Origin of the sequence: Agromyces sp. MMS24-JH15 (assembly GCF_043518605.1) — a bacterium.
Taxonomy (GTDB): Bacteria; Actinomycetota; Actinomycetes; order Actinomycetales; family Microbacteriaceae; genus Agromyces.
Map to the genome: position 1 here is coordinate 2,668,832 of NZ_CP171358.1, position 25,532 is coordinate 2,694,363.

At 73.1% G+C, this 25,532-nt stretch carries 29 protein-coding genes; 15 read left to right on the plus strand and 14 right to left on the minus strand.

The window, feature by feature from the left end:
- Positions 1–4: 4 nt before the first annotated feature.
- On the plus strand, positions 5–841 hold the full coding sequence (pflA, locus tag ACDF64_RS12075) for a pyruvate formate-lyase-activating protein (RefSeq protein ID WP_394551598.1): 837 nt from the start codon (positions 5–7) through the stop codon (positions 839–841).
- Positions 842–926: 85 nt separating this feature from the next.
- Here pflA and ACDF64_RS12080 read toward each other — a convergent pair whose 3' ends face one another.
- The 4 genes from ACDF64_RS12080 to ACDF64_RS12095 form a co-directional block, all read right to left on the minus strand.
- Complete coding sequence (locus ACDF64_RS12080) at positions 927–2,090, minus strand: FAD-dependent oxidoreductase (protein ID WP_394551599.1); 1,164 nt, start codon at positions 2,088–2,090, stop codon at positions 927–929.
- Positions 2,091–2,360: 270 nt separating this feature from the next.
- Entirely contained in the window at positions 2,361–2,744 is a 384-nt protein-coding gene (locus ACDF64_RS12085; RefSeq protein ID WP_394551600.1) for a DUF488 domain-containing protein, read from the minus strand.
- A 5-nt stretch (positions 2,745–2,749) separates the two neighbouring features.
- The gene (locus ACDF64_RS12090; protein WP_394551601.1) at positions 2,750–3,274 is read right to left on the minus strand and encodes a hypothetical protein; all 525 of its coding nucleotides are present in this window, start codon (positions 3,272–3,274) and stop codon (positions 2,750–2,752) included.
- Positions 3,271–3,807 carry a hypothetical protein gene (locus ACDF64_RS12095; RefSeq protein ID WP_394551602.1) on the minus strand — a complete coding sequence of 179 codons (537 nt, stop codon included), beginning with the start codon at positions 3,805–3,807 and terminating at the stop codon, positions 3,271–3,273. The genes ACDF64_RS12090 and ACDF64_RS12095 overlap by 4 nt, the downstream gene beginning before the upstream one ends.
- 248 nt (positions 3,808–4,055) lie before the next feature.
- On the opposite strand from ACDF64_RS12095, the gene ACDF64_RS12100 reads away from it, so the two are divergent.
- Positions 4,056–4,454 carry a nuclear transport factor 2 family protein gene (locus tag ACDF64_RS12100; protein WP_394551603.1) on the plus strand — a complete coding sequence of 133 codons (399 nt, stop codon included), beginning with the start codon at positions 4,056–4,058 and terminating at the stop codon, positions 4,452–4,454.
- Between the two features lie 42 nt (positions 4,455–4,496).
- On the opposite strand, the gene ACDF64_RS12105 is transcribed toward ACDF64_RS12100, so the two are convergent.
- On the minus strand, positions 4,497–5,294 hold the full coding sequence (locus ACDF64_RS12105; RefSeq protein WP_394551604.1) for a hypothetical protein: 798 nt from the start codon (positions 5,292–5,294) through the stop codon (positions 4,497–4,499).
- Positions 5,295–5,311: 17 nt separating this feature from the next.
- Positions 5,312–5,470, minus strand: coding sequence for a hypothetical protein (locus ACDF64_RS12110; protein ID WP_394551605.1), 159 nt, complete (start codon positions 5,468–5,470; stop codon positions 5,312–5,314).
- Positions 5,471–5,843: 373 nt separating this feature from the next.
- Here ACDF64_RS12110 and rpsO point away from each other — a divergent pair, with 373 nt between their 5' ends.
- Positions 5,844–6,113, plus strand: a complete 270-nt coding sequence (rpsO, locus tag ACDF64_RS12115; protein ID WP_243556714.1) for a 30S ribosomal protein S15 — start codon at positions 5,844–5,846, stop codon at positions 6,111–6,113.
- 138 nt (positions 6,114–6,251) lie between these two features.
- The gene (locus ACDF64_RS12120) at positions 6,252–7,010 is read left to right on the plus strand and encodes an HNH endonuclease family protein (protein ID WP_394551606.1); all 759 of its coding nucleotides are present in this window, start codon (positions 6,252–6,254) and stop codon (positions 7,008–7,010) included.
- A 34-nt stretch (positions 7,011–7,044) separates the two neighbouring features.
- On the opposite strand, the gene ACDF64_RS12125 is transcribed toward ACDF64_RS12120, so the two are convergent.
- The gene (locus tag ACDF64_RS12125) at positions 7,045–7,593 is read right to left on the minus strand and encodes a CGNR zinc finger domain-containing protein (protein ID WP_394551607.1); all 549 of its coding nucleotides are present in this window, start codon (positions 7,591–7,593) and stop codon (positions 7,045–7,047) included.
- Positions 7,594–7,746: 153 nt separating this feature from the next.
- On the opposite strand from ACDF64_RS12125, the gene ACDF64_RS12130 reads away from it, so the two are divergent.
- Together ACDF64_RS12130 and ACDF64_RS12135 are read left to right on the plus strand one after the other, a co-directional pair.
- Positions 7,747–8,754 (plus strand): EamA family transporter, encoded by a 1,008-nt coding sequence (locus ACDF64_RS12130; protein WP_394551608.1) that lies wholly within the window; start codon positions 7,747–7,749, stop codon positions 8,752–8,754.
- A 35-nt stretch (positions 8,755–8,789) separates the two neighbouring features.
- Positions 8,790–9,410, plus strand: coding sequence for a hypothetical protein (locus ACDF64_RS12135; protein ID WP_394551609.1), 621 nt, complete (start codon positions 8,790–8,792; stop codon positions 9,408–9,410).
- Here the strand turns inward: ACDF64_RS12135 and trxA are convergent.
- On the minus strand, positions 9,407–9,778 hold the full coding sequence (gene trxA / locus ACDF64_RS12140; protein WP_394551610.1) for a thioredoxin: 372 nt from the start codon (positions 9,776–9,778) through the stop codon (positions 9,407–9,409). The genes ACDF64_RS12135 and trxA overlap by 4 nt on opposite strands.
- 78 nt (positions 9,779–9,856) lie before the next feature.
- Between trxA and ACDF64_RS12145 the strand changes: the two genes are divergently transcribed.
- On the plus strand, positions 9,857–10,843 hold the full coding sequence (locus tag ACDF64_RS12145) for an alpha/beta fold hydrolase (RefSeq protein ID WP_394551612.1): 987 nt from the start codon (positions 9,857–9,859) through the stop codon (positions 10,841–10,843).
- A 60-nt stretch (positions 10,844–10,903) separates the two neighbouring features.
- Here the strand turns inward: ACDF64_RS12145 and ACDF64_RS12150 are convergent, their stop codons facing one another.
- A complete protein-coding gene (locus ACDF64_RS12150; RefSeq protein ID WP_394551613.1) occupies positions 10,904–11,698 on the minus strand; it encodes a glycosyltransferase family 2 protein in 795 nt (264 codons plus the stop codon).
- 19 nt (positions 11,699–11,717) lie between these two features.
- Between ACDF64_RS12150 and ACDF64_RS12155 the strand changes: the two genes are divergently transcribed.
- The 3 genes from ACDF64_RS12155 to ACDF64_RS12165 all read left to right on the plus strand — a co-directional run bounded on the left by ACDF64_RS12155 (position 11,718) and on the right by ACDF64_RS12165 (position 14,428).
- On the plus strand, positions 11,718–12,503 hold the full coding sequence (locus ACDF64_RS12155) for a fructosamine kinase family protein (protein ID WP_394551614.1): 786 nt from the start codon (positions 11,718–11,720) through the stop codon (positions 12,501–12,503).
- Between the two features lie 63 nt (positions 12,504–12,566).
- Positions 12,567–13,790, plus strand: a complete 1,224-nt coding sequence (locus ACDF64_RS12160) for an LLM class flavin-dependent oxidoreductase (protein ID WP_394551615.1) — start codon at positions 12,567–12,569, stop codon at positions 13,788–13,790.
- A gap of 8 nt (positions 13,791–13,798) precedes the next feature.
- Positions 13,799–14,428 carry an FMN reductase gene (locus tag ACDF64_RS12165; protein WP_394551616.1) on the plus strand — a complete coding sequence of 210 codons (630 nt, stop codon included), beginning with the start codon at positions 13,799–13,801 and terminating at the stop codon, positions 14,426–14,428.
- 123 nt (positions 14,429–14,551) lie between these two features.
- Here ACDF64_RS12165 and ACDF64_RS12170 read toward each other — a convergent pair whose 3' ends face one another.
- Positions 14,552–14,743, minus strand: coding sequence for a DUF5302 domain-containing protein (locus ACDF64_RS12170; RefSeq protein ID WP_394551617.1), 192 nt, complete (start codon positions 14,741–14,743; stop codon positions 14,552–14,554).
- Between the two features lie 101 nt (positions 14,744–14,844).
- Positions 14,845–15,447, minus strand: coding sequence for a DedA family protein (locus ACDF64_RS12175; protein WP_394551618.1), 603 nt, complete (start codon positions 15,445–15,447; stop codon positions 14,845–14,847).
- A gap of 152 nt (positions 15,448–15,599) precedes the next feature.
- Here ACDF64_RS12175 and ACDF64_RS12180 point away from each other — a divergent pair, with 152 nt between their 5' ends.
- A complete protein-coding gene (locus ACDF64_RS12180; RefSeq protein ID WP_394551619.1) occupies positions 15,600–17,651 on the plus strand; it encodes a GDSL-type esterase/lipase family protein in 2,052 nt (683 codons plus the stop codon).
- A gap of 261 nt (positions 17,652–17,912) precedes the next feature.
- Positions 17,913–20,192, plus strand: coding sequence for a polyribonucleotide nucleotidyltransferase (locus ACDF64_RS12185; protein ID WP_394551620.1), 2,280 nt, complete (start codon positions 17,913–17,915; stop codon positions 20,190–20,192).
- 95 nt (positions 20,193–20,287) lie between these two features.
- Here the strand turns inward: ACDF64_RS12185 and ACDF64_RS12190 are convergent, their stop codons facing one another.
- The 3 genes from ACDF64_RS12190 to ACDF64_RS12200 all read right to left on the minus strand — a co-directional run bounded on the left by ACDF64_RS12190 (position 20,288) and on the right by ACDF64_RS12200 (position 21,700).
- Complete coding sequence (locus ACDF64_RS12190) at positions 20,288–20,494, minus strand: hypothetical protein (RefSeq protein WP_394551621.1); 207 nt, start codon at positions 20,492–20,494, stop codon at positions 20,288–20,290.
- On the minus strand, positions 20,491–21,153 hold the full coding sequence (locus ACDF64_RS12195) for an ArsR/SmtB family transcription factor (RefSeq protein WP_394551622.1): 663 nt from the start codon (positions 21,151–21,153) through the stop codon (positions 20,491–20,493). The genes ACDF64_RS12190 and ACDF64_RS12195 overlap by 4 nt, the downstream gene beginning before the upstream one ends.
- An 88-nt stretch (positions 21,154–21,241) precedes the next feature.
- On the minus strand, positions 21,242–21,700 hold the full coding sequence (locus tag ACDF64_RS12200) for an Lrp/AsnC family transcriptional regulator (RefSeq protein ID WP_394551623.1): 459 nt from the start codon (positions 21,698–21,700) through the stop codon (positions 21,242–21,244).
- Between the two features lie 163 nt (positions 21,701–21,863).
- Here ACDF64_RS12200 and pdhA point away from each other — a divergent pair, with 163 nt between their 5' ends.
- From pdhA to ACDF64_RS12215, 3 genes are read left to right on the plus strand one after another with little or no spacing between them, the layout of a single operon-like run.
- A complete protein-coding gene (pdhA, locus tag ACDF64_RS12205) occupies positions 21,864–23,003 on the plus strand; it encodes a pyruvate dehydrogenase (acetyl-transferring) E1 component subunit alpha (RefSeq protein ID WP_394551624.1) in 1,140 nt (379 codons plus the stop codon).
- Complete coding sequence (locus ACDF64_RS12210) at positions 23,000–24,010, plus strand: alpha-ketoacid dehydrogenase subunit beta (protein WP_394551625.1); 1,011 nt, start codon at positions 23,000–23,002, stop codon at positions 24,008–24,010. Before pdhA ends, ACDF64_RS12210 begins: the two co-directional genes overlap by 4 nt.
- The gene (locus ACDF64_RS12215; protein ID WP_394551626.1) at positions 24,007–25,518 is read left to right on the plus strand and encodes a dihydrolipoamide acetyltransferase family protein; all 1,512 of its coding nucleotides are present in this window, start codon (positions 24,007–24,009) and stop codon (positions 25,516–25,518) included. The genes ACDF64_RS12210 and ACDF64_RS12215 overlap by 4 nt, the downstream gene beginning before the upstream one ends.
- The last annotated feature ends 14 nt before the right edge of the window (positions 25,519–25,532 follow it).

The following is a 25,532-nucleotide window of genomic DNA, read 5'->3' on the forward strand; positions in this document are numbered from 1 at the left end:
GCGGATGCCCCCGATCTCCTCGAAGCTCGAGGCGAACGCCCACGCCCTCGTCGAACTCGGCATGCCGATGGTCGACGAGGACCGGGAGGCGGAGTTCCGCGCCCGGCGCGCCGGGGAGATCGGGATGGTGCATTCGTGGGACCTCGCCACGGGTGCGGACGGCCCGGGCACCCGGATGACGATCTTCCTCTCCGGGTGTCCGCTGCGCTGCCTGTACTGCCAGAACCCCGACACGTGGATGACCCGTGACGGCACCCCCGTGGCGCTGACGGACATCGTGACGCGCATCTCCCGCTACGAGGGCGTGTTCCGGGCGACCGGCGGCGGGGTCACCGTGAGCGGCGGCGAGCCGCTCCTGCAGCCGAAGTTCGTCGAACGGCTGTTCGCCGAGTGCGCGGCGCGGGGCATCCACACCGCGCTCGACACGTCCGGCTTCCTCGGAGCCGGAGCGAGCGACGACCTGCTCGACCACACCAGCCTGGTGCTGCTCGACGTGAAGTCGGGCCTCGAGTCGGACTACCAGCGGACGACCACGCGGTCCCTCCAGCCGACGATCGACTTCGGCAACCGGCTGCACGCGAACGGCAACCCGGTGTGGGTCCGCTTCGTGCTCGTGCCGGGCCTCACCGACGGGTGGGACAACGTCGAGGCCGCGGCCGACATCGTGGCGCCCTGGACGAACGTCGAGCGGCTCGAGGTCCTGCCGTTCCACCAGCTCGGCCGGTCGAAGTGGGAGCGGCTCGGGCGCGAGTACCAGCTCGACGACACGCGCTCGCCCGAGCCCGAGCTCGTCGAGCGCGTGCGCGAGCAGTTCCGCTCGCGGGGGATCACGACGTTCTGAGCCCCGGTGGTCGAGGAGCCCCGGTGGTCGAGGAGCGCCGGCGGAGCCGACGCGTCTCGAGACCATCCGCGACGGCCGCCTCGCGTCAGGCCGCGTGCTCACCGGCCGCGCGCCGCTCCGCCGCGATCCACCGCACGGCGTCGCGGCCCGCCCGATTCGCGCCGACCGTCGACTGCGACGGTCCGTAGCCGATCAGGAACAGCCGCGGGTCGTCGAGCGAGCGCGTGTCCGCGACGCGGAATCCGCCCAGCGGCGTCCGCAGTCCGAGCGGCGCGAGATGGGAGACCGCGGGCCGGAACCCGGTCGCCCAGAGGATCGCGTCCGCGGGCTCGAACGTGCCATCGGGCATCCGCACGCCGTGCTCCTCGATCGAGGCGAACATCGGATGCCGCACGAGCACGCCGCGCGCGTCGGCGGCGCGCGCCCATGGCGTCCAGTGCATGCCCGTCACCGCGATGACGCTGCCGGGCGGCAGGCCCTCGCGCACGCGCGCCTCGACCCCCGCGATCGCGGCGACCCGCGCGGGAACGTCGAAGTCCTCCTCGACCCACTCGGGCTCGCGTCGCGTCACCCAGAAGGTGTCCGCGACGTGCGAGAGCTCATCGAGGAGCTGCACCGCGGACACGCCCGCGCCGACGATCACGACGCGCTGCCCGGCGAACTCGTCGGCCGAGGCGTAGTCGGCGACGTGCAGCTGGCGGCCCGCGAACCGGTCGGCGCCCGGGATCCACGGCCGGAACGGGCGCGTCCACGTTCCGGTCGAGTTGATCACGTACCGGGCGGCCCAGGTGCGCGAGCCGGTCGGCGTCGCGGCGTCGTCCCGCTCGGTCTCGACGAGCAGCCGCCCCTGCGGGTCGTCGTCGGCGCGGCGCACCGCGCGGACCTGCACCGGACGCTGCACGTCGAGGTCGAACCGGCGCTCGTACTCGGCGAAGTAGGGCGGCAGGATGTCCCGCGCCGAGGCTGCGGGATCGGCCGGCGGCACGGGGAATCCGGGCAGCTCGTGGATGCCGTTGACCGTGCCCATCCGAAGGGTCGCCCAGCGGTGCCGCCATGCGCCGCCCGGGGCATCCTCGCCGTCGAGGACGACGAAGGTCGGGGCATCCTCGGGGTGCTCGCCCGCTGCGCCCGCGCGCGTGACGGGCTCGAACCCGCGCCGGCGCAGGTGGTACGCGGCCGACAGGCCCGCCTGGCCCGCGCCGATCACCGCGACGTCGACGGGGATCGGAGCGGACTCATGCACACGCATGGAAACGGTCCTGCGCGCTCGGCTATTCCGTGTCGCGTCGCGCCGCGCCGCGTCGCGCCGCCGGCCTTGCCTGCCCGGCCTGCCTGCCTGCCTGCCTGCCTGCCTGCCTGCCTGCCTGCCCTCCCCGCCCGCCGGACACCCCCTGCGCACCGGACACCTCGCCGCGCATTGGACACGTCCATGCCGGTGTCCGGTAGGGGACCAGGTGTCCGGCACGGCCCGGGGAGCGCGATTGGGCGCGGGTTTCGACGCGCGCAGGCGAGGGCGGGGTCAGCGGGCAGTCGCGCCGTGGGCGACGAGCCAGCCGAGCAGGACGGTCGCGTGGTTCCGGGTCTCGTCGCGCGCGCCGAACAGGAGCGTGATCGTCTCGCCCGAGGCATCCGCCGCCCGCCCGCGCTCGAGCAGTGCGGCCGCCGCGGGATTCTCGTCGAGCTCGTCCCGGTAGCGCGCCGCGAAGGCGTCGAACGTGCCCGGCCGGTCCTCGGCGTGATGCCACTCGGTGCGGAGCGCGGGGGAGGGTGCGGCATCCTTCTCCCACGCGTCGAGCTCGGCGCGCTCCTTCGAGACGCCGCGCGGCCACAGGCGGTCGACGAGGATCCGCTCGCCATCGGATGCCTCGGCCGGGTCGTACACGCGCTTGGTGCGGAACGGCATGGGAATCAGTCTTCCACCGGTGGGGTCGGCGGGATCGGCGGCATCGCCGGCGCCCGCGTCGCGAAGGCCACGCCGGCGGCGCCGCCCAGCCAGCCGAGGAGTCCGAGCGCGTAGGCGGTCACGACCTCGGGGGCCGCCACGTTCAACCAGAGCCAGGTCAGGACGACCGCCACGCCGACGATGACGTAGACGATGATCGCGGCCTTGGTCGACCAGTTCAGGTTCGCGTTCAGCGCCGATGGGGTGACCTGCCTCGGCTTCTCTCCGCGCAACTCGGTGATCGTGAAGCCGAGGACGGACGCGGTCCGCGTCGCGAGCAGGGTCGTGATCGCGCCCGCGGCGGCGGTCAGGCCCTCGCTCAGGGACTCCGGGGTGTCCGTCTGCGCGCTGGGGCCGACCTCGACGAGCGAGCGGTAGAGGACGGCGAACCAGATCGCGATGAACGCGACGAGCACGGCGATCGCGATCAGGTCGAGCAGCCGCCGACTGCCCTGGGTGCGCAGTGCCCGGGTCCAGCTCTCGCCGGTCACGGCGTGGGCTCCGGCGCCGGGGTCGATGTCGGTGCCGGTCCGCCCGTGGGCGGGGCATCCTCGAACACGATGCTCGCCGCTCCGACCAGCCAACCGACGAGCGACAGCGCGAACGACGAGACGACGCCGGGACTCAGGTCGTCGATGAAGAGCCACACGACGAGCACCGAGATCCCCACGAGGAGGTAGACCGCGATCGCGGCCTTCACCCGGCCGCCGAGTCGCTCCGACACGTCGGAGATGCGGAACCCCTGCGGCTCGAAGATGGGCGCGGCGGATGCCTCGTCGTCGTCCTTGGTCCACTCGACCGCCGCCGCGAACGACTCGCGCTGCTTCCCGGACTGCTCGGTCTTGACCACCGCGATCGTCGACCCGATCGCCGCGGAGGTGAGGCTCGCGAGGAGCGTGCCGAGCGCGCCGGCCGCGACCACGTACTCGTTCGCGATGTCGGCGGTCTCCCCATTCATGGCGGCGCCGATCGAGGCGCCGAGGATGACCGCCCAGACGAGGAGGAAGAGCCCGAGGATCGCCACCGCGATGAGGGTGATGATCCCGCCGTTCGCGGGCTCCCCGTCCGCTGCGGTGCCGAACGTTGCGTCATCGCATGCACCCTTCCCGGGGAACACGAGTGGTGCTCACAAACTATCTAGGCTGGTCGTCGCAGTCACACCCCCGTGCGGGGGTGTCGATCCGCCCGGGCGCCGGCGTCGGATCGTCCACGACTCGGGCGAAGGCGGGCATCGGCTCACTACCGTTGAGCAAGGGTCTGGAGGGGGGCGACATGGCCGGGACGGATGCTGCTTCGGGGTCGGTGACGCGTGAAGTGCTGGAGGGATTCCTCGGGGCGTTCAACGCGCACAACCTCGACGAGATCATGGGGTACTTCGCCGACGACTGCGTGTTCTACATGCCCAGGGGTGCGGCACCGCGCGGCGACGCGTATGTCGGCAGGCGCGACGTGCGGGCCGGACTCGCTACCCGGTTCGCCGGTATTCCCGATGTGCACTACGGCGACGATCGCCACTGGGTCGGTGATGACGGGTTCGGGGTCTCGGAGTGGACGCTGACCGGCACGACGATCTCCGGGGTGCGGTTGGAAGTGCGCGGCGTCGACCTGCTCGAGTTCGACGGTGACGGCAAGATCACGCGAAAGGACTCATTCTGGAAGATCCTGACCTGACGAGTCGCGCTGCGGCGAAGCCCGGATTCGTACGCTTCAGCGCTATTCGCATTCGCCGAAGAAGCTCAGGTAGCAGACCGCCTCGTGGGTCACCTCGGGTCGATAGTCGTTGTTCGAGACCTCGCGGGTGGCAGTGACCGCAGAACTTCTCAGGTGCCCGTAACTGCCGAGGGACGCAACCGTGCCCCAGCCGTCGTCGTCATCTGCCTTCATCCGGTCGATCATGCTGCTGTAGCCGTTGCACGTGAATCTCGCCGAGAAGGTCAGCGAGACGCCCGCGCACGCATGGTTGAACTCGTCGACGTGCGCATTGATGCAGTCGGTCCAGTACTGACCGACCCAGCAGACATCCGCCTTGTCGTCGACCACGTCGTACTCGCCGGTGAGGTACTCCTCGGTATGGAAGGTCGCGGGATGCTCCGGCACGTCGACCTTCGTCCAGTGCTCCGCGGTCGCGAACGTGAAGATGATCAGGGCTGCAACGGCCACGACAGTGCCGAGTGCTGCATACGCCAGAACCTTGACCGTGTGGCGCCGGCGCTCCTCCTGCCCGAGTGAGTGCGACGGTTCGCTCGATCCGGCCCCCGACTGGACTTCCGACTTCGACAGGGCATGCCCGCCGAACGCCAGCAGGACGCCCATGCCCCATCCACCGATGCTGCTGGAATAGGTGCTCATGTCGGGGATCCCAGCAAGTCCCAGAACGGCTGCGCCGGCGACCAACTCGAGGATCTGGACAGCCAGGACGAGGATGCCCGTCGTCCGGATGGTGGCGCCCTTCTCGGGCCTGCCGGAGTTGGCAGCCGAGAAGATGCCGACCCCGAGGATCGCGATGTCCACGAGGAGGTAGAAGACGTTCAGGCCGTGCGCCCCGGGAACGCCTTCTCGAGGTCGTCCCACGTGTGTCCGGGGAACGGCTCGCGGGCGACGAGGACCCCAAGGATGTAGGCCGCGCTGAGTGCGCCGCTCACCATCGCGAGGATGCTCCCGAAGACGATCGTGCCTCTGCCGTTCACCCTGCGAGCGTGCGGTGTTGCCGGACGACGGAGCCCCTCGGTCCCCGACGCGCCGTCCCCGCCGGCGGACGGTTGCGGGGGCTCGGGTGCTGCTCGGTGGGTGCCTCGTTGCTCATCCCGGGCTCTCTCTCGGCGGGCGATGTGGGCGGGCGCGCACAACCTTTCATAATATGCCTCAAACTGGAGGGCACCTCGGTGGAGCCTGAACCCGAGCTGGGAGGCCATCACGGGTGGTGGCCTCGGTCCGCCCGGGTTCGCGGCCGCACCCCATCACTGGTAGACTCTTCAGGTTGCCGTGAATCGGCCGCGCATCAAGAGAGCCCAGGCATTCCGCCCGAGGGCAGCGCGCAACGAGAAGGAAGGGGATCCCTCTATGGCACTGGATGCAGAGACCAAGAAGGCGATCATCGAAGAGTACGCGACGCACCCCGGTGACACCGGGTCCCCCGAGGTCCAGATCGCGATCCTCACCAAGCGGATCAAGGACCTCACCGAGCACCTCAAGGAGCACAAGCACGACCACCACTCGCGTCGTGGCCTGCTCCTCCTGGTCGGTCAGCGTCGTCGTCTGCTCGGCTACCTCGCCGACGTCGACATCAACCGCTACCGTGCGCTCATCGAGCGTCTCGGCCTGCGCCGCTAGGTTCGCCCTGGCGCAGCGCTGACACGGCGTACGTCGTCTTCTCGAAGGCCCTCGACTCCTCGGAGTCGGGGGCCTTCGTCATGTCACGACGCGGTGCTGCACGCGCTCGATGTCCGCGGCATCCGCCAAGATGGTGCGATGCCCCCATCGCGCCGCAGGCGCACGACGACCGCGCGCACCCGACGCCTCTCCGGCACGTCGCTCCTCCTGATCGTCCTCGTCATCGCCTTCGTCTGGTTCGTCCTGCCCGAGCTGCAGGAGCGCGGCATCCTCGCGCAGACCGGCGAGGGCGCCGCCGGGTCGTCCGCGGCGCCCGTCGCGCCCGGCTCGGCGCCCGGCTCGGCGCCATCGGACGCCGAGCTGGCGGCCCTCGTGGTCGCCGACGGCGATCCTGCGGCCCCGTACGACCGCGACCTGTTCGGCGCGGCCTGGGCCGACGTCGACGGCAACGGGTGCGACACGCGCAACGACGTCCTGATCCGCGATCTCGTCGACGTCGTGTTCCGCGCCGACAGCAACGGATGCATCGTGAGGACCGGCCGGCTCGTCGACGCGTACACGGGCGCGGTGATCGCCTTCGTGCGCGGGCCGGACACGTCCGAGGCGGTCCAGATCGACCACGTCGTGCCGCTCTCGTACGCCTGGCGGCACGGCGCCGACGCGTGGACGCCCGAGCTGCGTGCCGCGTTCGCGAACGACCCGGCGAACCTGCAGGCGGTCGACGGCCCGACGAACCAGTCGAAGTCCGACTCGGGCCCGGGCGAGTGGATGCCGCCCGCGGCCGCCTACGCGTGCGCGTACGTCGACCGGTTCGCGGGCGTGCTCGCGGCGTACGACCTCACCGTCGCGCCCGCCGACTACGACGCGATGGTGCGCGTCGAGGCGGGCTGCGGCTAGGAACGGCCCCGGCTCGCGCCTCCGCGACGACCGCCTACGCCCCCGCCCGAGCGCGGTACGCCCGCACGGCGACCCGATTGCCGCACCGCGTCGAGCAGAACCGCTTCGAGCCGTTCCGCGACAGGTCGACGAACACGCCCGCGCAGTCGTCGGCCTCGCACCCGGCGAGCCGGCTCATCTGGTCGGCCCGGATCACGTCGACGAAGGCCATCGCGGCCTCGACGAGGATCCGCTCAGCGAGCGGCGCGTCGAGCGAGGTCGCGTGGATGTGCCAGTCGAGGTCGTCGTGGCGGACCAGTCGGGGGAGCGCGTTCGCCTCGGCGAGGACCAGGTTGACCTCGTCGACGGCCTCGTCGCGGGTCATCCGCCACATCGTCCGAAGGCGGTCGCGCGCTTCGCGCACCTCGGCGAGCTCGCGCTCGTCGCCGTCGCGGCGGCCCGAGTAGCCCCAGTGGTCGAGCAGGGCGACGAGCTGGGCGGGTGCGTCGAGTTCGTCGCGCCCCGACTCGGATGCCTCGGGCACGGTGTCGCCCAGCGCCGCCACGAACCCGAGCGCCGCGACCGTGTCGTCGGTGAAGATCATGCCTGCCTCCCAGGGCGAGCATAGCGCCGATGTCATGGGTGAAATGCATTTGACCAGTGACATCCGGCGTCGCTAGTGTCATGAGCGTCAGCCGTGTTCGCTCATGACGAACGAACGTGCAGCCGACGATTCGAACTCTCGGGGAGGTGGGCCGTGCGCGCGTCGCGTGGCATGCTCGGCATCCTGCTCGGCCTCGCGGCCGGGCTCGCCTTCGGCGCGGGCGGCGCGGTCGTGAAGCCCGTGCTCGAGGCCGGGTGGACACCCGGCGCCGCGGTGTTCACGCGCATCGCCGTGGCGGCCGTGCTCCTCACGATCCCGGCGCTCGTCGCGCTGAAGTTCGACCTGCGCCCCCTCTGGCGGGCGAAGTGGATCGTGCTCCTCTACGGACTCGTCGCGGTCGCGGGCGTGCAGTTCGCGTTCTACGCCTCGCTCGAGCGCATCCCGGTCTCGACCACGCTCCTCATCGAGTACCTCGCGCCGATCGCGCTCGTGCTCTTCGCCTGGGTGCGCACGCGCCGCCTCCCGCAGCGGGTCGTCCTCGCCGGGTCGGTGCTCGCGATCATCGGACTCGTGCTCGTGATCGGCCCGGGAATGGTCGGCTCGGGCGGCGGGTCCCTCGACCCGCTCGGACTGCTCTTCGCGCTCGTCGCGATGATCGGCGTCTGCGTCTACTACGCGCTCGGCGAGCGCGCGGGCGATGCGCTGCCGCCCATCGCGCTCGTCGCGGCCGGGTTCTGGGTCGGCGCGATCGCGCTCGCGGTCCTCGGCGCGACCGGGCTCCTGCCCATGCACGCCGAGTTCGGCGACGTCGACTTCCTCGGCGGCACCGCGCCGGCGATGGTGCCGCTCCTGGTCGTCGGACTCGTCTCGACGGCGTTCGCCTACGTCGCCGGCATCGCCGCGATCGGCATGCTCGGTTCGCGCCTGGCCGCGTTCCTCGGCCTCAGCGAGGTCGTGTTCGCCGGGGTGATCGGCTGGGTCCTCCTCGGCGAGGCCCTGAGCCCGCTGCAACTGCTCGGCGGCGCGGCGATCCTCGGCGGCATCGTCCTCGTCCGGATGGAGCGGCGGGCCGAGCCCGAGACCTCCGTGCCGCTCGAGATCGACCTCGTGCCGGCCGCGGACGCCCCGGCGACGAGCAGCACCCCGCACGCGGCATCCTGAGCGGACCCGCGCGGCCGGTTCGCTAGCGTGGAACCGTGCCGCGCTACAAGTCGCTCCTGCGCTGGGAGCCGTTCCCGTACCTGCTCCTGCTCGTCGTGCTGCTGCTCACGGGCTTCGTGCGGCCCTCGTCGCCGCCGTGGCTGCTCTGGCCGCTCGTCCTCGGCATCGCGGCGTGCCTGGCGTGGATCGCGGTGAAGGTCGCGCAGGAGCGCCGGCCGGCGAACCCCGACCAGTGGGGCAACCTGTCGAGCCTCGCCGACCTCCGGCTCGTGGATGCCCCGGGCGCCGAGCGCGAGGTCCGGGCGGTCGTGCACGTGGAGGATGCGCAGCGCCACCAGGCGGCGATCGAGCTCGCTCGGATCCACGGCGGACCCGACCAGCACGCCGTGCTCGTGCCGCGCGCGAGCCGGTGGCTGTCGATGCGCTACCGGATCGGCGTCGAGCTGGTCGGCGGCGCCGAGCGCGGCGACCGGCCGCGGCACGCGGGATTCCTCCGGCACGACGCCGAGGAACGATGGGGCGCGCTGCTCGACACGCGGGGCGCGGCGGGGGAGTACCTCCGCGTGCCCGCGCGGATCACGGGCGAGTCGCGGCCGTTCGGCGTGGAACTCGACCTGAGCGGCGCGGAGGCGCTCGAGCCGGGCGACGCGGCCTAGGAGGCCTGCGACTCGTCGGCGGCGAGCTGGGCGCGGACCTGCTCCATGTCGAGCGCGCGCACCTGCGAGACGAGGTCGTCGAGCACGGCGCGCGGCAGCGCACCGGCCTGCGCGAAGACGCCGATGCCGTCCTTGAACGCCATGATCGTCGGGATCGACGTGATGTTCATGGCCGCGGCGAGCTGCTGCTGGTCCTCCGTGTCGACCTTCGCGAACACGAGGTCGGGATTCGCCGCTGCGGCGGCCTCGTAGTGGGGCGCGAACATCATGCAGGGGCCGCACCAGCCGGCCCAGAAGTCGACGAAGACGGTTCCCCCCTCGAGGATGGTCTGCTCGAAGTTCTCCAGCGTGAGTGCGACGGTCGGCATGCCCTCAGCGTACGCGGCTCGGATGCGCGCACGGCCCGAGTTCGCTGAGGGAGAGCGCGCGGCGGTTATCGTGATGGCATGGCGATCGGCGACAGGATGGGCGCACTCCGGCGGCGCGGCCTCGACGGCGGGCAGGCGCGCCCCGGCGCCGGCATCCCGACGGCCGAGCCCGGCTGGGCCGACCGTGCCGCCGAACTCGACGCCGCGCTCCCCGACGTCGACTGGCGTGCGCTCCCGGCAGGCGCCGAGCGCGTCGTGTTCGAGGCGCCGTCCGGACCGCTCGCGGGACTCGCGGCCGGACCGGTCGACGGCGAGCGCGTGCTCCTGGTGCCCGGCGCCACGGGTTCGAAGGAGGACTTCGTCCTCATGCTGCCGCTGCTGGCCGATGCCGGATTCCGCGTCGAGGCGTTCGACCTCGCGGGGCAGTACGAGTCGTCCGAGGCGGGCCCGTGGCGACTGGACCCGCCGCGCCCGCACTACGACGAGGCGCTCTTCCTCGACGACCTGCTGTCGGTCCTCGATCGCGGCGACGGGCCCGCGCACGTCCTCGGGTACAGCTTCGCGGGCACGCTCGCGCAACTCGCGCTCGTCGCGCGTCCCGATCGGTTCGCGAGCCTCGCGCTGCTCAGCTGCCCGCCCGAGGTCGGCCAGGCGTTCCGCACCGTGAAGCGCATCGGCGTGCTCTCCGAGTTCACGAACGCGCACCAGGGCGCGGCGCTCATGCTGTGGGGCATCCGCAACAACCTGAACCGCGTGCCGCCCGCCCGCCTCGCGTTCGTGCGCGAGCGCTTCGCGCTCACCCGCCGCGAGAGCGTCGACGACATCATCGAGCTCATGAAGGCGACGCCCGACGTGCGCGCCGCGGTCCGTTCGGCGCCGATCCCGAAGCTCGTCGCGGTCGGCGCGCACGACCTCTGGCCGGTCGAGCGGCACCGCGCGTTCGCGGACGACCTCGGCGCGGAACTCGCGGTGTACGAGAGCGGGCACAGCCCGTGCGAGGAGTCGCCGCACCAGCTGGTGCGCGACCTGCTGGCGCTCTACCGGCGCAGCGGCCCCCGCGCGTAGGCGTCCGGCGTCCGGCGATCCGGCTGCCGCGCGAACGCGCCGGCCGCGCGAACCCGCCGGCTACGCGAACCGCGGCCCGTCGCGCTCGGGATCGGCGGCCTCGGCGATGCGCCGCGCCTCGAGTTCGGTCGCGGCCGCCCGGCGGTCCTGCAGCCGGTCGAGCGGCGGCCACGCGCGCCACTCGACGGCGAGCGTGTGGAAGGCCATGCGGATGCGCCGCGCGAACGCGTCGAAGCTCTCGAACGGCCGGGCCGAGATCCCGACGCGGAGCGTGCGGTCGTAGACGACGGTCATGTCGGGCTGGATCCACCACGCGAGGTCGAGGTCGTCGTGGAGGTCGGCGCGGTCGCGCTGGACGACCGTGCGCAGCCGCGCCCAGGCGTCGGCGCGGATCGCGTAGTTCGAGCCGAACAGCGGCGGATGCCCCAGCAGCAGCCCGATGAACCGGAAGTACCCGCCGAGGTAGAGGGCGCGGCCGGCCCAGCGGCGCGGCGCGGTGCCGCCGTAGAACTCGCCGCTGCCGGTCACCGCGGTCGGCCGGTCGGCGGCCGACATCCGCAGCTCGATGCGCTCGAGCCAGTCGGGCGCGGGCAGCGAGTCGGCATCGATGCGCGCGAGGATGTCCCCGCCGGCGGCGTCGAAGCCGGCGGCGGTCGCGGGCCAGATGCCGCGTCGCGGCTCGTGGACGACGCGCGCCCCGCCCGCGACGGCGACGGCGGCGCTGTCGTCGGTCGACCCGTTGTCCACCACGACCACCTCGTCCGCCGGCCTCGTCTGCGCGCGGAGCGCGGCGAGGCAGGCGGCGAGGAACTCCGCGTCGTCCAGACACGGGATCACCACCGAGATCCTGCCCATCATCTGGGAGTCTAGGACGATGCGACCGATCCGGAAGGCGAACCCGCTGGCCCCGCCGGGGTTCTTCGAGGCGGAGGCCGCGGGTCTCGCGTGGCTCGGCGAACCCGCCGGCGGCGTCCGCACGGCCCGCGTGCTCGAGGTCGGCCCGGGGCGGATCGTGCTCGAGCGTGTCGTCGAGGTGCTTCCGACGCGTGCGGTCGCGCACGCCTTCGGCCGGGCGCTCGCGGTCACGCACGATGCCGGGGCATCCGCGTTCGGCAGTCCGCCGGAGCCGTCCGGCGCCGGCGCGCCCCTGTTCATCGGGCGCCGCCCGATGCCGTCCACGCCGTCGCCGACGTGGGGTGCGTTCTACGCGCGCGATCGGGTGCTGCCGTTCGTGGACCTCGCGATCGAGGCGGGCGACCTCCGCGATGACGAGGCGGCCCTCGTGCGGCGCGCGTGCGCGCTGGTCGCGGAGGGCGCCTTCGACGACGGCGATGCGCCCGCGCGCATCCACGGCGACCTGTGGACCGGGAACGTCCTGTGGTCGCCCGAGGGCGTGGTGCTCATCGACCCGGCAGCCCACGGCGGGCACCGCGAGACCGATCTCGCGATGCTGGCGCTGTTCGGCTGCCCGCACCTCGTCGAGGTCGTCGCGGGCTACGAGGCGGTGCATCCGCTGCGGCCCGGATGGCGGGCGCGCCTGCCGCTCCACCAGTTGCACCCGCTCGCGGTGCACGCGGCGGGGCACGGCCGGGAGTACGGGATCGCGCTGGCCGACGCATCCGTCGCCGTCCTGGAACTCGTGGAGGCGGGCGTGGAATAAACCCCGGGCCGGGTGAGTTCGATACGTTTGCATACATCGAAACGAGAGGTTCAGGAGGACGCCATGCAGTTCGGAATCTTCACGGTCAGCGACATCACGCAGGACCCGACCACCGGCCGCACGCCGAGCGAGGCCGAGCGCATCCAGGCGACCGTCACCATCGCCAAGCACGCGGAGGAGGTCGGCCTCGACGTCTTCGCGCTCGGCGAGCACCACAACCCGCCGTTCTGGTCGTCCTCGCCGACCACCACGCTCGCCTACATCGCGGGCCAGACCACCACCCTCCAGCTCTCGACCGCGACGACCCTGATCACGACCAACGACCCGGTCCGGCTCGCCGAGGACTACGCGATGCTCCAGCACGTGTCCGGCGGCCGCGCCGACCTCATGATCGGCCGCGGCAACACCGGCCCGGTGTACCCGTGGTTCGGACAGGACATCCGCCAGGGACTCGCGCTCGCGGTCGAGAACTACGAACTGCTGCACCGCCTCTGGCGCGAGGACATCGTCGACTGGGAGGGCAAGTTCCGCACGCCGCTGCAGGGCTTCACGTCGACCCCCCGCCCGCTCGACGGCGTGCCGCCGTTCGTCTGGCACGGCTCGATCCGTACGCCCGAGATCGCCGAGCAGGCCGCCTTCTACGGCGACGGATTCTTCGCGAACCACATCTTCTGGCCCGCCTCGCACACCCAGCGCATGATCGCCCTGTACCGCCAGCGCTTCGAGCACCACGGCCACGGCACCGCCGACCAGGCGATCGTCGGCCTCGGCGGCCAGGTCTTCCTCGCGAAGAACTCGCAGGACGCCGTCCGGCAGTTCCGCCCGTACTTCGACGAGGCCCCGGTGTACGGCCACGGCCCGAGCCTCGAGGAGTTCACGCAGCAGACGCCGCTCACCGTCGGCAGCCCGCAGGAGGTCATCGACAAGACGCTGTCGTTCCGCGACTACGTCGGCGACTACCAGCGCCAGATGTTCCTCCTCGACCACGCCGGCCTGCCGCTGAAGACCGTGCTCGAGCAGCTCGACCTGCTCGGCGAGGAGGTCGTGCCGGTGCTGCGTCGCGAGTTCGCGAAGAACCGCCCGGCGACGGTCCCGGATGCCCCGACCCACGCCTCGCTCGTGCAGGCGAAGTACGGCGACGACGAGCCCCGACAGGCCGTCCCGAACGCGAACCGCGGCGACAACCTGACCGTCGGCTCGCCGTACCAGGACGCCGGCGCGACGCGCCGCACGCCCCAGCCCGCCACCGCGGGGTCCGCCTTCGGCCCCGCCGCGACCCGGAAGTGAGTACGGACATGACCACCAGGCGAATCGTCGTCGTCTCCTCGGGCCTCTCGACGCCGAGCTCCACGCGCCAGCTCGCCGATCGCCTCGCCGGCGACGCGGTCGAGCAGCTCCGCGAGCGCGGCCACGAGGTCGAGGTCCAGGTGTTCGAGCTGCGCGACCTCGCGCACGACATCACCAACCACCTGCTCATGGGCTTCGCCCCGCCGAAGCTCGAGGCGGCGCTCGACGCCGTGTCGCGGGCCGACGGCCTCATCGCCGTCACGCCGATCTTCACGACGAGCTATGCGGGCCTGTTCAAGTCGTTCATCGACGTGATCGACCCGCAGGCGCTCACCGACCTGCCCGTGCTGATCGGCGCGACGGGCGGCACCCCGCGGCATTCGCTCGCGATCGACTACGCGATCCGTCCGCTGTTCACCTACCTGCACGCGATCCCGGTCACCACGGGCGTCTACGCGGCGACCAGCGACTGGGGCAACGGCGGGGACGGCGTGCGGTCGCTCCCGGACCGCATCTTCCGCGGTGCGCGGGAGTTCGCGGACCTCGTCGAGCGCACCGACCGGTCGGAGCTCGTGAACGACCCGTTCGCGCTCGACCGCCCGATGGGCCACCTCGTCGGCGGGCTCGCGGGGGAGTAGGGAGCGGGGAGCGCTCAGGCGACCCCGATCGCACGACGAGGGCCCGGCGCACCGCGCCGGGCCCTCGTCGTGCACCCCTCGTCACTCGAGGGATGCCGGTGATGCGTGCGGGACGGTGCCCGGTCAGCCGCTCTTGCGGCGGAACTCGCGCTTGTGGTCGACGGGACCGTGGGCGCCGCCCGCGCCGGAGGTGCGCTCCGGATGCGACTGGCCGGAGCGGTCCTTCGACGTGCTGTTCTTGCGTTCGAGGGCCTCGCGGAACTTCCGCTTGGTCTCCTCGGAGGGCCCGCCCTGCTGCTGTTCGCCGGAAGTCATGGGTTCGAGTCTGGCACTGATCGAGGGTCGGATGGCCCACGCAGGGCCATCCGACCGCGTCGATCGACCGGTGCCGAGGCCGGCGCGCCGCCTCGCGCCGGTCATCCGCGGGCGCGCCGCCTCGACTCGACCGCGGCGATGACGCGGTCGACGACCAGGCCCACGGTGATCGCGACCGGCACCGACACGAGCACGCCCACGAGTGGCCGGTCGCCGAACGCGCCGCCGACGAGCGCGCCGACGCCCGCGTTCACGCCGGCCCACGCGATCCCAGCGCCGAGCGAGAGCGGCAGGAACCGGCCGAGCGGCACGCGGCCGGCGCCCGCTGCGAGGTTCACCGCGATCCGCGCGAACGGCACGTAGCGTGCGGTGAACACGAGCACGGCGGTCCGCGTGCGGACCGCGCCCTCGACCCGCCGCAGCGCCCGCCCGATCCGGCCATCGCGCTGCCACGCCCACCGGTCGAGGCCGACGCGCCGACCGATGCCGTAGCAGAGCGCGTCGCCGCAGACCGCGCCCGCCGACGCCGTCAGCAGCACGAGCCAGAGGGCTGGAGCGCCCGTCGTCGCGTGCAGCGCCGCGAGCGCGACGACCGCGCTCTCGCTCGGCAGGACGACGAGGAACGCGTCGCCGACGACGAGCGCGAACAGCGCCGGCACGAGCCACGGCGAGGTGGCGATCGCGGTCAGGGTGGCATCCTCCACCCGCCCGTCGTACCCCCCGCCGGTGAACGGCGCGCGTCGGGCCGGACCGGCGGACGACCGCCGCGCGAACCCCGGCCGAACCGTTCGTGAACCTTCGCGATCGCGGGCCCGAACGGGATGCCCGCCGAGGCCGTCGGCGCGACGCTGGACGCGTGAAGGTCGCGCTGATCGCCGAGTCGTTCCTGCCCCACATGAACGGGGTCACGCAGTCGCTGCTCCAGGTCCTCGTCCACCTGGAGCGGTCCGGCCACGAGGCCCTCGTCATCGCCCCCCGCGCCCGCGGCGAGGCGGCCCTTCCCGATTCGATCCACGGCGCCCGGGTCGTGCCCGTGCCCGCGGTGCCGTTCCCGGGGTACGGCGACGTCCGCGTGGCCCGCCCCGGCGTGCGCCGACTCGTCGGGCTGCTCGACGCGTTCGGGCCCGACGTGGTCCACCTGGCGTCGCCCTTCGTGCTCGGCTGGCAGGGCGTGCTCGCGGCCGAGGCGATCGGCGTGCCGTCCGTCGCGGTCTACCAGACGGATGTCCCCGGCTACGCCGCACGGTACGGGCTCGCGGCCGCCGAGCCGGCCCTCACCGCGCACCTCGCGCGGCTCCACCGCCGCGCGACCCTGAGCCTCGCGCCGTCCGCCTCGGCGCTCGCCCGCCTCGCCGGGCTCGGCGTCGACCGGCTGCGCCCGTGGGCACGCGGGGTCGACGCCGAGCGGTTCCGGCCCGACCGCCGGAGCGCCGCCTGGCGTCGCGAGGTCGCGCCGGGCGGCGAGGTCGTCGTCGGCTACGTCGGCCGGCTCGCGAGCGAGAAGCAGGTCGAGGACCTCCGCGTGCTCGACGGGCTGCCCGGCATCCGCCTCGTGGTCGTCGGCGCGGGCCCCGAGCGGGCCGCGCTCGAGGCGGTCCTGCCCGGAGCGCACTTCACCGGGTTCCTCGGCGGCGACGCGCTCGCGGAGGCGCTCGCGAGCTTCGACGTGTTCGTGCACCCCGGCGAGCACGAGACGTTCGGGCAGACCATCCAGGAGGCGCACGCGAGCGGCGTCCCGGTCGTCGCGACCGGTCGCGGCGGTCCGCTCGACCTGGTCCGGTCGAGCCGGACCGGCTGGCTGTACCGGCCGGGCGACCTCGACGACCTGCGCGACCGGGTGCTCGACCTCGCCGGCGACGAGGCCAAGCGGCGCGCATTCGGCGTCGCGGCGCGCGCCGCGGTCGAGGGACGGACCTGGTCGCGGCTCGGCGACGAACTCGCCGGGCACTACCGGGACGCGATGCGGATGCACCGCGCGGGGGCGCCGGCGGTGACCGCGCACGCCCACGGGCGCCGGCGGGCTGTCGCCCCGGAGCCGGGGCCGGAGCCGGCCGCGGTCCCGCCGGTCCCGGCGCCCGCGCCGCCGCGCCGCAGGTACGTCGCGCTCGGCGACTCGCTCACGGAGGGCCTGTGCGATCGGTCGCGGGCCGGAGCCGGAGCCGGCGACGGCGCCGACTCCGGCGCGTACCGAGGATGGGCGGACCGGCTCGCCATGCTGCTCGACCTCGCGGACGGCGACGTGCACTATGCGAACCTCGCGGTCCGCAGCCGCAAGGTCGACGACGTGCTCGACCGGCAGGTCCCTCGCGCCCTCGCGCTCGGCGCCGACCTCGTGACCGTCCTCGTCGGCGCGAACGACCTGGTCCGGGTCGGCGCGGACGCGCGGGGGCTCGCCGACCGGCTCGGCGGCGGGATCGCCGCGCTGCGCGCAGCCGACTGCGAGGTGCTCGTCGTCGGCGCGTTCATGCCGCCGAGCCCCAGGCTGCGCGGCATGCGGCGGCGCTTCGCGACGTTCAACGCGCGCCTCGGCCGGCACGCGGCCGCGCACGGCGCGCACTTCGTCGACGTCGGCGCGGACGCCGAGGTCACCGGCCCCCGATGCTGGGCGGAGGATCGCGTGCACCTCAACGCGGCCGGCCACCGCGCCCTGGCCTACCGCGCGGCGGAGGCGCTCGGCGTGCCGGACGCGGCCGCGCTCGCGGGGCTCGATGCGGCGCTGCACGCCGCGCCCGAGGCATCCGGCCCGCTGCCGACGCGCGTCTGGCTGCGACGGCACGCGGTGCCGTGGATGCTCCGCCGGCTCCGCGGCCGCGCAGCGGGCGACGGCCGTGCGGCCAAGCACGAGCACCTCGTCCCCGTCGCGACCGCGCCCGGCGACCCCGGGATGCGAGCGCGGGCGGAGCGGTGAATCCGGAGCCGTCCGGCTCGTTTCCGGGCCCGGCTGCTAGGATCGTGGGTGGCGTCCGGATCCCGGGCGCCCGCACGGAGCAGGCCGGCTGGGAAGCTGGTCCCCTGTGGTGGATCACCGAGCGCGCGTCGATCGGTGGACTTCTACTGGTGGCCAGCGCGGGCGGGACATCCTGTCCCCGCTCATATCCACCTGTTTCCTGCTCCTCTGTACGAGTCGCGCCCACACGGGGAGCGACGGTAAACAAAGGAGAGAGACCTCTTGGAAGGTCCTGAGATCACGTTCGCCGAAACCGTCATCGACAACGGTCGGTTCGGCACCCGCACCATCCGCTTCGAGACCGGGCGTCTCGCCCAGCAGGCGCAGGGCGCTGCCGTCGCCTACATCGATGAGGAGACCATGCTGCTCTCGGCCACCTCGGTGTCCAAGCAGCCGAAGGAGCAGTTCGACTTCTTCCCCCTGACCATCGACGTCGAGGAGCGGATGTACGCCGCGGGCCGCATCCCCGGCTCGTTCTTCCGCCGTGAGGGCCGCCCCTCGACCGAGGCGATCCTCACCTGCCGCCTCATCGACCGCCCCCTGCGCCCGTCGTTCGTCGACGGCCTCCGCAACGAGGTCCAGGTCGTCGTGACCGTCCTCGCGATCGAGCCCGACGAGCTCTACGACGTCCTCGCGATCAACGCCGCGTCGCTGTCGACCCAGCTTTCCGGCCTGCCCTTCTCGGGCCCGGTCGCGGGTGTCCGCGTCGCGCTCATCCCGACCGAGCAGGGCGGCGGCCAGTGGGTCGCCTTCCCGAAGCACTCGCAGCTCGAGGAGGCCGTGTTCAGCATGGTCGTCGCGGGTCGCGTCGTGACCGAGGCCGACGGCTCGCAGGATGTCGCGATCATGATGATCGAGGCCGAGGCCACCGACAACGCCTGGAACCTCATCCAGTCCGGCGCCGTCAAGCCGAACGAAGAGGTCATCGCGCAGGGCATCGAGGCGTCGAAGCCGTTCATCTCGCAGCTCGTCGCGGCGCAGGAGCAGGTCGCGGCGACCGCGGCGAAGCCGACCGCCGAGTACCCGACGTTCCCGCCCTACCAGCAGCCGACGTACGACGCCGTCGCCGAGCTCGCCTACGAGGAGCTCAAGGGCGTCTACCAGATCGCCGGCAAGGTCGAGCGCCAGGACGCCGACGACGCGCTCAAGGCGCGCGTCAAGGAGGGCATCGCCGCGAAGGTCGCCGACGGCGCCCTTCCCGAGTCGGCGCTCGCCGAGGTGTCGGCCGCCTACAAGTCGGTCACCAAGCTCGTCGTGCGCTCGCGCGTGCTGAGCGAGGGCGTCCGCATCGACGGCCGCGGCCTCGCCGACATCCGTCCGCTCGACGCCGAGGTGCAGGTCGTGCCCCGCGTGCACGGTTCGGCCATCTTCCAGCGCGGCGAGACCCAGATCCTGGGCGTCACCACGCTGAACATGCTGAAGCTCGAGCAGCAGATCGACTCGCTGAGCCCGGTCACCAAGAAGCGCTACATGCACAACTACAACTTCCCGCCCTACTCGACCGGCGAGACCGGTCGCGTCGGGTCGCCGAAGCGTCGCGAGATCGGGCACGGCGCACTCGCCGAGCGCGCGCTCGTGCCGGTGCTGCCCACGCGCGACGAGTTCCCGTACGCCATCCGCCAGGTCTCCGAGGCGCTGGGCTCCAACGGCTCGACGTCGATGGGCTCGGTCTGCGCGTCGACCCTGTCGCTGCTGAACGCCGGCGTGCCGCTGCGCGCGCCGGTCGCCGGCATCGCGATGGGCCTCATCTCCGACACCGTCGACGGCGAGACCCGCTACGCGGCGCTCACCGACATCCTCGGTGCCGAGGACGCGCTCGGCGACATGGACTTCAAGGTCGCCGGCACCAGCGAGTTCGTCACCGCGATCCAGCTCGACACCAAGCTCGACGGCATCCCCGCCTCGGTGCTCGCGGGTGCGCTGAACCAGGCGAAGGACGCGCGCACGACGATCCTCCAGGTCCTGAACGCCGCGATCGACGGCCCGGACGAGATGGCCCCGACCGCGCCGCGCGTGATCAGCGTCCAGATCCCGGTCGACAAGATCGGCGAGCTGATCGGCCCGAAGGGCAAGACGATCAACTCCATCCAGGACGAGACCGGCGCCGACATCTCCATCGAGGAGGACGGCACCGTCTACATCGGCGCGACCGACGGCCCGTCGGCCGAGGCCGCCCGCGCCCGCGTGAACGCGATCGCCAACCCCACCAACCCGGAGGTCGGCGAGCAGTTCCTCGGCACGGTCGTGAAGATCGCGACGTTCGGCGCGTTCGTCTCGCTCCTGCCCGGCAAGGACGGCCTGCTGCACATCTCCGAGGTGCGCAAGCTCGCCGGCGGCAAGCGGGTCGAGAACGTCGAGGACGTGCTGGGCGTCGGCCAGAAGGTCCTCGTCGAGATCACGAAGATCGACGACCGCGGCAAGCTCTCGCTCGCGCCGGTCGTGGCCGAGGCTGAGGCCGAGGCAGCCGAGGCCGAGGCGCCCGCCGAGCCCGTCGACGCCTGAGGCGTCGCCCTGCGAGACAGGGCGCACACGCGGATGCCCCGCCCGAAGCGATTCGGGCGGGGCATCCGTCGTTCCGGCGCGGCGGCGCCGTCCGCTCAGTACGGCAGGTTGACGCTGCGCACGAGCTCGTCGCGCTCGGCGAGCGCCTGCATGGCGACGGCGCGCGCCTCGAGGCGACTGAGCTGCAGGTCGCGGTCGGCGAGGCGCCGGGCGCGACGGATGCCCCAGCCCGCGAGGCCGAGGCCGGTGCGGACGGCGACGCCGGCGACGAGGCCGGATCCGGGGGAGAGCGTGGCGGTCATCGTTCGGTCCCTTCGGTCGGTGCTTCGGTCTCCTCCCCGCGGACGAGCGGGAAGGCGTTGATCTGGAGTTGCACGGGGCGCGAGCCGGGCGTCGGCGTGCGCTTGTAGGCATCGACGTAGCGCTTGATCACGACGTCGAGGTCGGCGACGAGCTCGTGGAGCTGCGCCGACGTGAGGCGGAGGTTCACGGTGTCCGAGGTGGCGACGTCGAGCCAGTCGTCGCCGAACACCTGGTCGCCCTCGACGACGAACTCGCGGAAGTTCTGGTCGCGCGAACGGAACCACTCGTCCTCGACGAGCTTGACCGCGAGCCGTTCGGCGCTGCCCGGTGCGAGCGAGCGCGCGTCGGGGATCGCGACCGAGCCGGGCGTGCGCTCCCACCAGCGCTCGCGGCCCTTGCCGCGCCCGGCGTCCTCGCGGACGAGGCCGGCGCGCTCGAGCTGGCGCAGGTGGTAGCTGGTCGACCCGCTCGACTCGCCGAGGCGCTCGCCGAGCCCGCTCGCGGTGAGCGGGCCGTACGCGGAGAGCTCGTCGTAGATGCGCACGCGCAGCGGGTGGGCGAGCGACTTCAGGCTCGCGGACGTCAGGACGTGGTCGATGCCGGGGTGGCGCGAGCTGCTCGGCTGGGACGAGAGGTCCTCGGGTTCGGTGGTCGGCATGGTGCAAAGATAACGCTGCAAAGATCAGTTTGCAAGTGTTTCTTTGCAACTCGATGGCGGTGAGCCGGGCGCGCGCCCGCCGACGGCCTCAGGCGTCGAGCAGCGGGCGGATCCGATAGGGGATGAGCTCGCCCATCGCGAGCGACGTCTCGGTGCGCTCGACGCCGTCGATCGCGAGGATCAGCCCGTCGATGCGGAACAGGTCGTGCGCGTCGCGGCACACGACCCGCACGAGCAGGTCGACCGCGCCGGACAGGCCGTGGGCCTGGAGCACCTCGGGGATGCGGGCGATGTCGTCGACCACCTCGGCGAGCCGCTTCTGCCGCACGTGGACCGACACGAACGCCTCGAGCGGGAAGCCGAGCGGCGTCGGGTCGATGCTCCGTTCGAAGCCGAGGAACGCGTCGGATGCCTCGAGCCGCGCGAGCCTGGCCTGCACGGTGTTGCGCGACAGGGCGAGGCGCTCGGCGAGCGCGACCACGGTCGCACGGGGGTCGTCGGCGAGGGCGAGGAGGAGGGCGCGGTCCACGGCGTCGTAGGCGGGCATACCGCGCAATGTAGCAGCATCCCACCGGTCGATACTTGGCGACATGCTCAATCGTCCCGGAAATGCTTGAGCGCTCTGCCCGACCGACGTACGCTCACGGTAACCGGCGACGAGGCCGGCCGCGGCACGCCCACCAGGCTCCCGCCGACACGGAGGCTCGACGATGACCCCACCCGGACTCCAGACCGCGAAAGCGCCGACCGAGGCGCCCATGGTCCAGCTGATCGACCAGGTCGGCGACCGCCGGCGCGACCCCGCCCTCGACCCCTGGGTCGCCGACATCGACGACGCCGCGCTCGCCGCCCTCTACCGCGACCTCGTCGTGATCCGCCGGATCGACGCCGAGGGCATCGCGCTCCAGCGCCAGGGCGAACTCGGCCTGTGGCCGCCGCTCGCGGGGCAGGAGGCCGCGCAGGTCGGATCCGCGCGCGCCCTCGGCGCCGACGACTTCGCCTTCCCCTCGTACCGCGAGCACGGCGTCGCGTGGTGCCGCGGCGTCGCGCCGGAGGGGCTCCTGCTCGCGTGGCGCGGCACGGCTCCGAGCGGCTGGGACCCGTACGCCCACCGGCTCGCCGTGCCGCAGATCATCATCGGCGCGCAGGCGCTCCACGCGACCGGCTACGCCATGGGGCTCGCCTGGGAGGGCGCCGAGTCGGCCGCCGTCGCGTACTTCGGCGACGGCGCCACGAGCGAGGGCGACGTGAACGAGGCCCTCGTGTTCGCCGCGAGCTTCCGCGCCCCGGTCGTGTTCTTCTGCCAGAACAACCACTGGGCCATCTCCGAGCCGGTCGGCCTGCAGTCGGCGCAGCCGATCGCCGCGCGCGCGGACGGCTTCGGGATCCCCGGCGTGCGGGTCGACGGCAACGACGTGCTCGCCGTGCTCGCGGTCACGAGGCAGGCGCTGCACCGCGCCCGCACGGGCGGCGGGGCCACGCTCATCGAGGCGGTCACGTACCGCATGGGGCCGCACACCACGGCCGACGATCCGACGCGGTACCGCAGCGACGAGGAGCTCGCCGCCTGGCGCGAGCGCGACCCGATCGCGCGCGTGCGCGCCCGGCTCGAGGCATCCGGCGTCGACCTCGCGGCCGTCGACGCCGACGCGACGGCCGCGGCCGACCGCGCGGCCGCCGAACTCCGGGCCGCCGCGACCGGCCTTGCCGATCCGGCGCCGATGTCGGTGTTCGACCACGTCTACGCCGAGCCCAACAGCCACCTCGAGCGCCAGCGCGAGCGCTACGCGCGCTACCTCGGGATGTTCGACGGCGGCGCGGGCACCGGCCCGCAGGAGGTCGCACGATGACCACGATGACGATGGCGAAGGCGCTGAACGCCGGCCTCGCGCACGCCCTGGCCGACGACGACCGCGTGGTGCTGCTCGGCGAGGACATCGGCAGGCTCGGCGGCGTGTTCCGCGTGACCGACGGGCTGCAGGCGCGGTTCGGCACGCACCGCGTCGTCGACACGCCGCTGTCCGAGGCCGGCATCGTCGGCACCGCGGTCGGGCTCGCGTACCGCGGGTTCCGCCCGGTCGTCGAGATCCAGTTCGACGGCTTCGTGTACCCCGCGTTCGACCAGATCGTCTCGCAGGTCGCGAAGCTGCACTACCGCTCGCTCGGCCGGGTCCGGATGCCGCTCGTGATCCGGATCCCGTTCGCGGGCGGCATCGGCGCGGCCGAGCACCACTCGGAGTCGCCGGAGGCGTACTTCGCGCACACCGCGGGGCTCCGCGTCGTCGCGTGCTCGAACCCGGCCGACGCGTTCACGATGATCCGCCAGGCCGTCGCGAGCGACGACCCGGTCGTGTTCCTCGAGCCCAAGCGGCGCTACCACGCGAAGGGCGAGGTCGACGAGACCGCGAATCTCGCGGACGCCCGCCCGATGGGCGTCGCGACGGTCGTCGCACCCGGCACCGATGCCACGCTGGTCGCCTACGGCGGGCTCGTGACGATCGCGCGCGACGCGGCCCTCGCCGCGGCCGAGGAGGGCGTGTCGATCGAGGTGATCGACCTGCGCTCGCTCGCGCCGATGGACCTCGGCACGGTCGAGGCGTCGGTGCGACGCACCGGGCGGCTGGTCGTGACGCACGAGGCGGGCGAGCAGGGCGGGATCGGGGCCGAACTCGTCGCGCGGATCACCGAGTCGTGCTTCGAGTTCCTCGAGGCGGCGCCCGTGCGCGTGACCGGTCACGACATCCCGTACCCGCCGGCGAGGCTCGAACGGCACCACCTGCCCGATCTCGACCGGATCCTGGACGGCGTCGACCGCGTGCTCGGCCGACCCAACTCCCTGAGCGGGGCGGAGGCATGAGCGCCATGATCCGCGACTTCGCACTGCCCGACCTCGGCGAGGGCCTCACCGAATCGGAGGTCGTCGCCTGGCGCGTCTCCGTCGGCGATCGCATCGAGCTCAACCAGGTCGTCGCCGACGTCGAGACCGCCAAGGCCGTCGTCGAGCTCCCCTCGCCGTTCGCGGGCGTGGTCACGGCCCTCCACGCCGTGCCCGGGCAGACGGTCAACGTCGGCGAACCGCTGTTCTCGTGCGACACGGGCGGCGGTGCGGCGCCGGGTCCGGATGCGTCGCCGGCGGGCGCGGATGCCTCGCCGGAGCCGCAGGAGGCGGCCGCCCGGACGGAAGCCTCGACGGGTGCGGGGGCCCCGTCGTGGACGGAGGGCCGGCCGTCGGCGGAGGTCCCACCGCCGACGGCCGGGGAGCCCGAGCGCCAGCCCACGCTCGTGGGCTACGGCGCGCCGGCGGAGGTCGCCCCGAAGCGGCGCGCCCGGAGCCTGGCGCTCGCCGCGCCGCCGTCGTCCAGGCTGCCCGCGACCGGTGCCGAGCGACCCCGGTCGACCCCGCCGGTGCGCCGGCTCGCCCGCGAGCTCGGCGTCGACCTCGAGCACCTCGTCGGGACGGGGGAGCGCGGCCTGATCACGCGCGCCGACGTCGAGGCCGCAGCGGGCGGCGCGCGAGCGGCATCCACCACCCCGCCCGAGGCGACCGCCCAGCCCGAGGCATCCGCCCAGCCCGAGGCATCCGCCCAGCCCGAGGCATCCGCCCGGCTCCAGCCGTCCGCTCAGCCCGCGACCGCGCCCGCGGTCGGCACTCACGCGCTGCCCCCGTCGACGCGGATCCCGATCGCGGGCGTGCGGCGCGCGACCGCGGCCGCCATGGTGCGCAGCGCGTTCACGGCGCCGCACGTGACCGAGTTCCTCGAGGTCGACGTGACGGCGACGATGGACCTCGTGCGGGGCATCCGCGCCGATCGCGCGCTCGACGGCGCGCGCGTGACCCCGCTCGCGGTCGTCGCGACCGCGATGTGCCTGGCCGCGCGGCGCACGCCCGAGGTGAACTCGCACTGGGACGAGGACGCGGGCGAGATCGTCCGGTACGACGGCGTCAACCTCGGCATCGCGGTCGCGACCGACCGGGGCCTGCTCGTCCCGAACATCGAGCGCGCCGACCGCCTCGGCCTCCTCGGCATCGCGGACGCGATCGCCGAGCTCGCCGAGACCGCGCGCGCGGGCCGGACCCAGCCCGGGGCGCTGCGCAACGGCACGATCACGGTCACGAACGTCGGCGTGTTCGGCGTCGACGCGGGCACGCCGATCCTGAACCCGGGGGAGGCGGCGATCCTGGCCGTCGGCGCGGTGCGCAGGCGCCCGTGGGAGTACCGCGGCGAGGTCGCCCTGCGCGAGGTCGCGACGCTCGCGCTGTCGTTCGACCACCGCGTCGTGGACGGCCAGCAGGGCTCGCGCTTCCTCGTGGACGTGGGCGGCATCTTGCGCGAACCCGGGCTAGCCCTCACGATGATGACCTAGGGGGCGATCGGGGG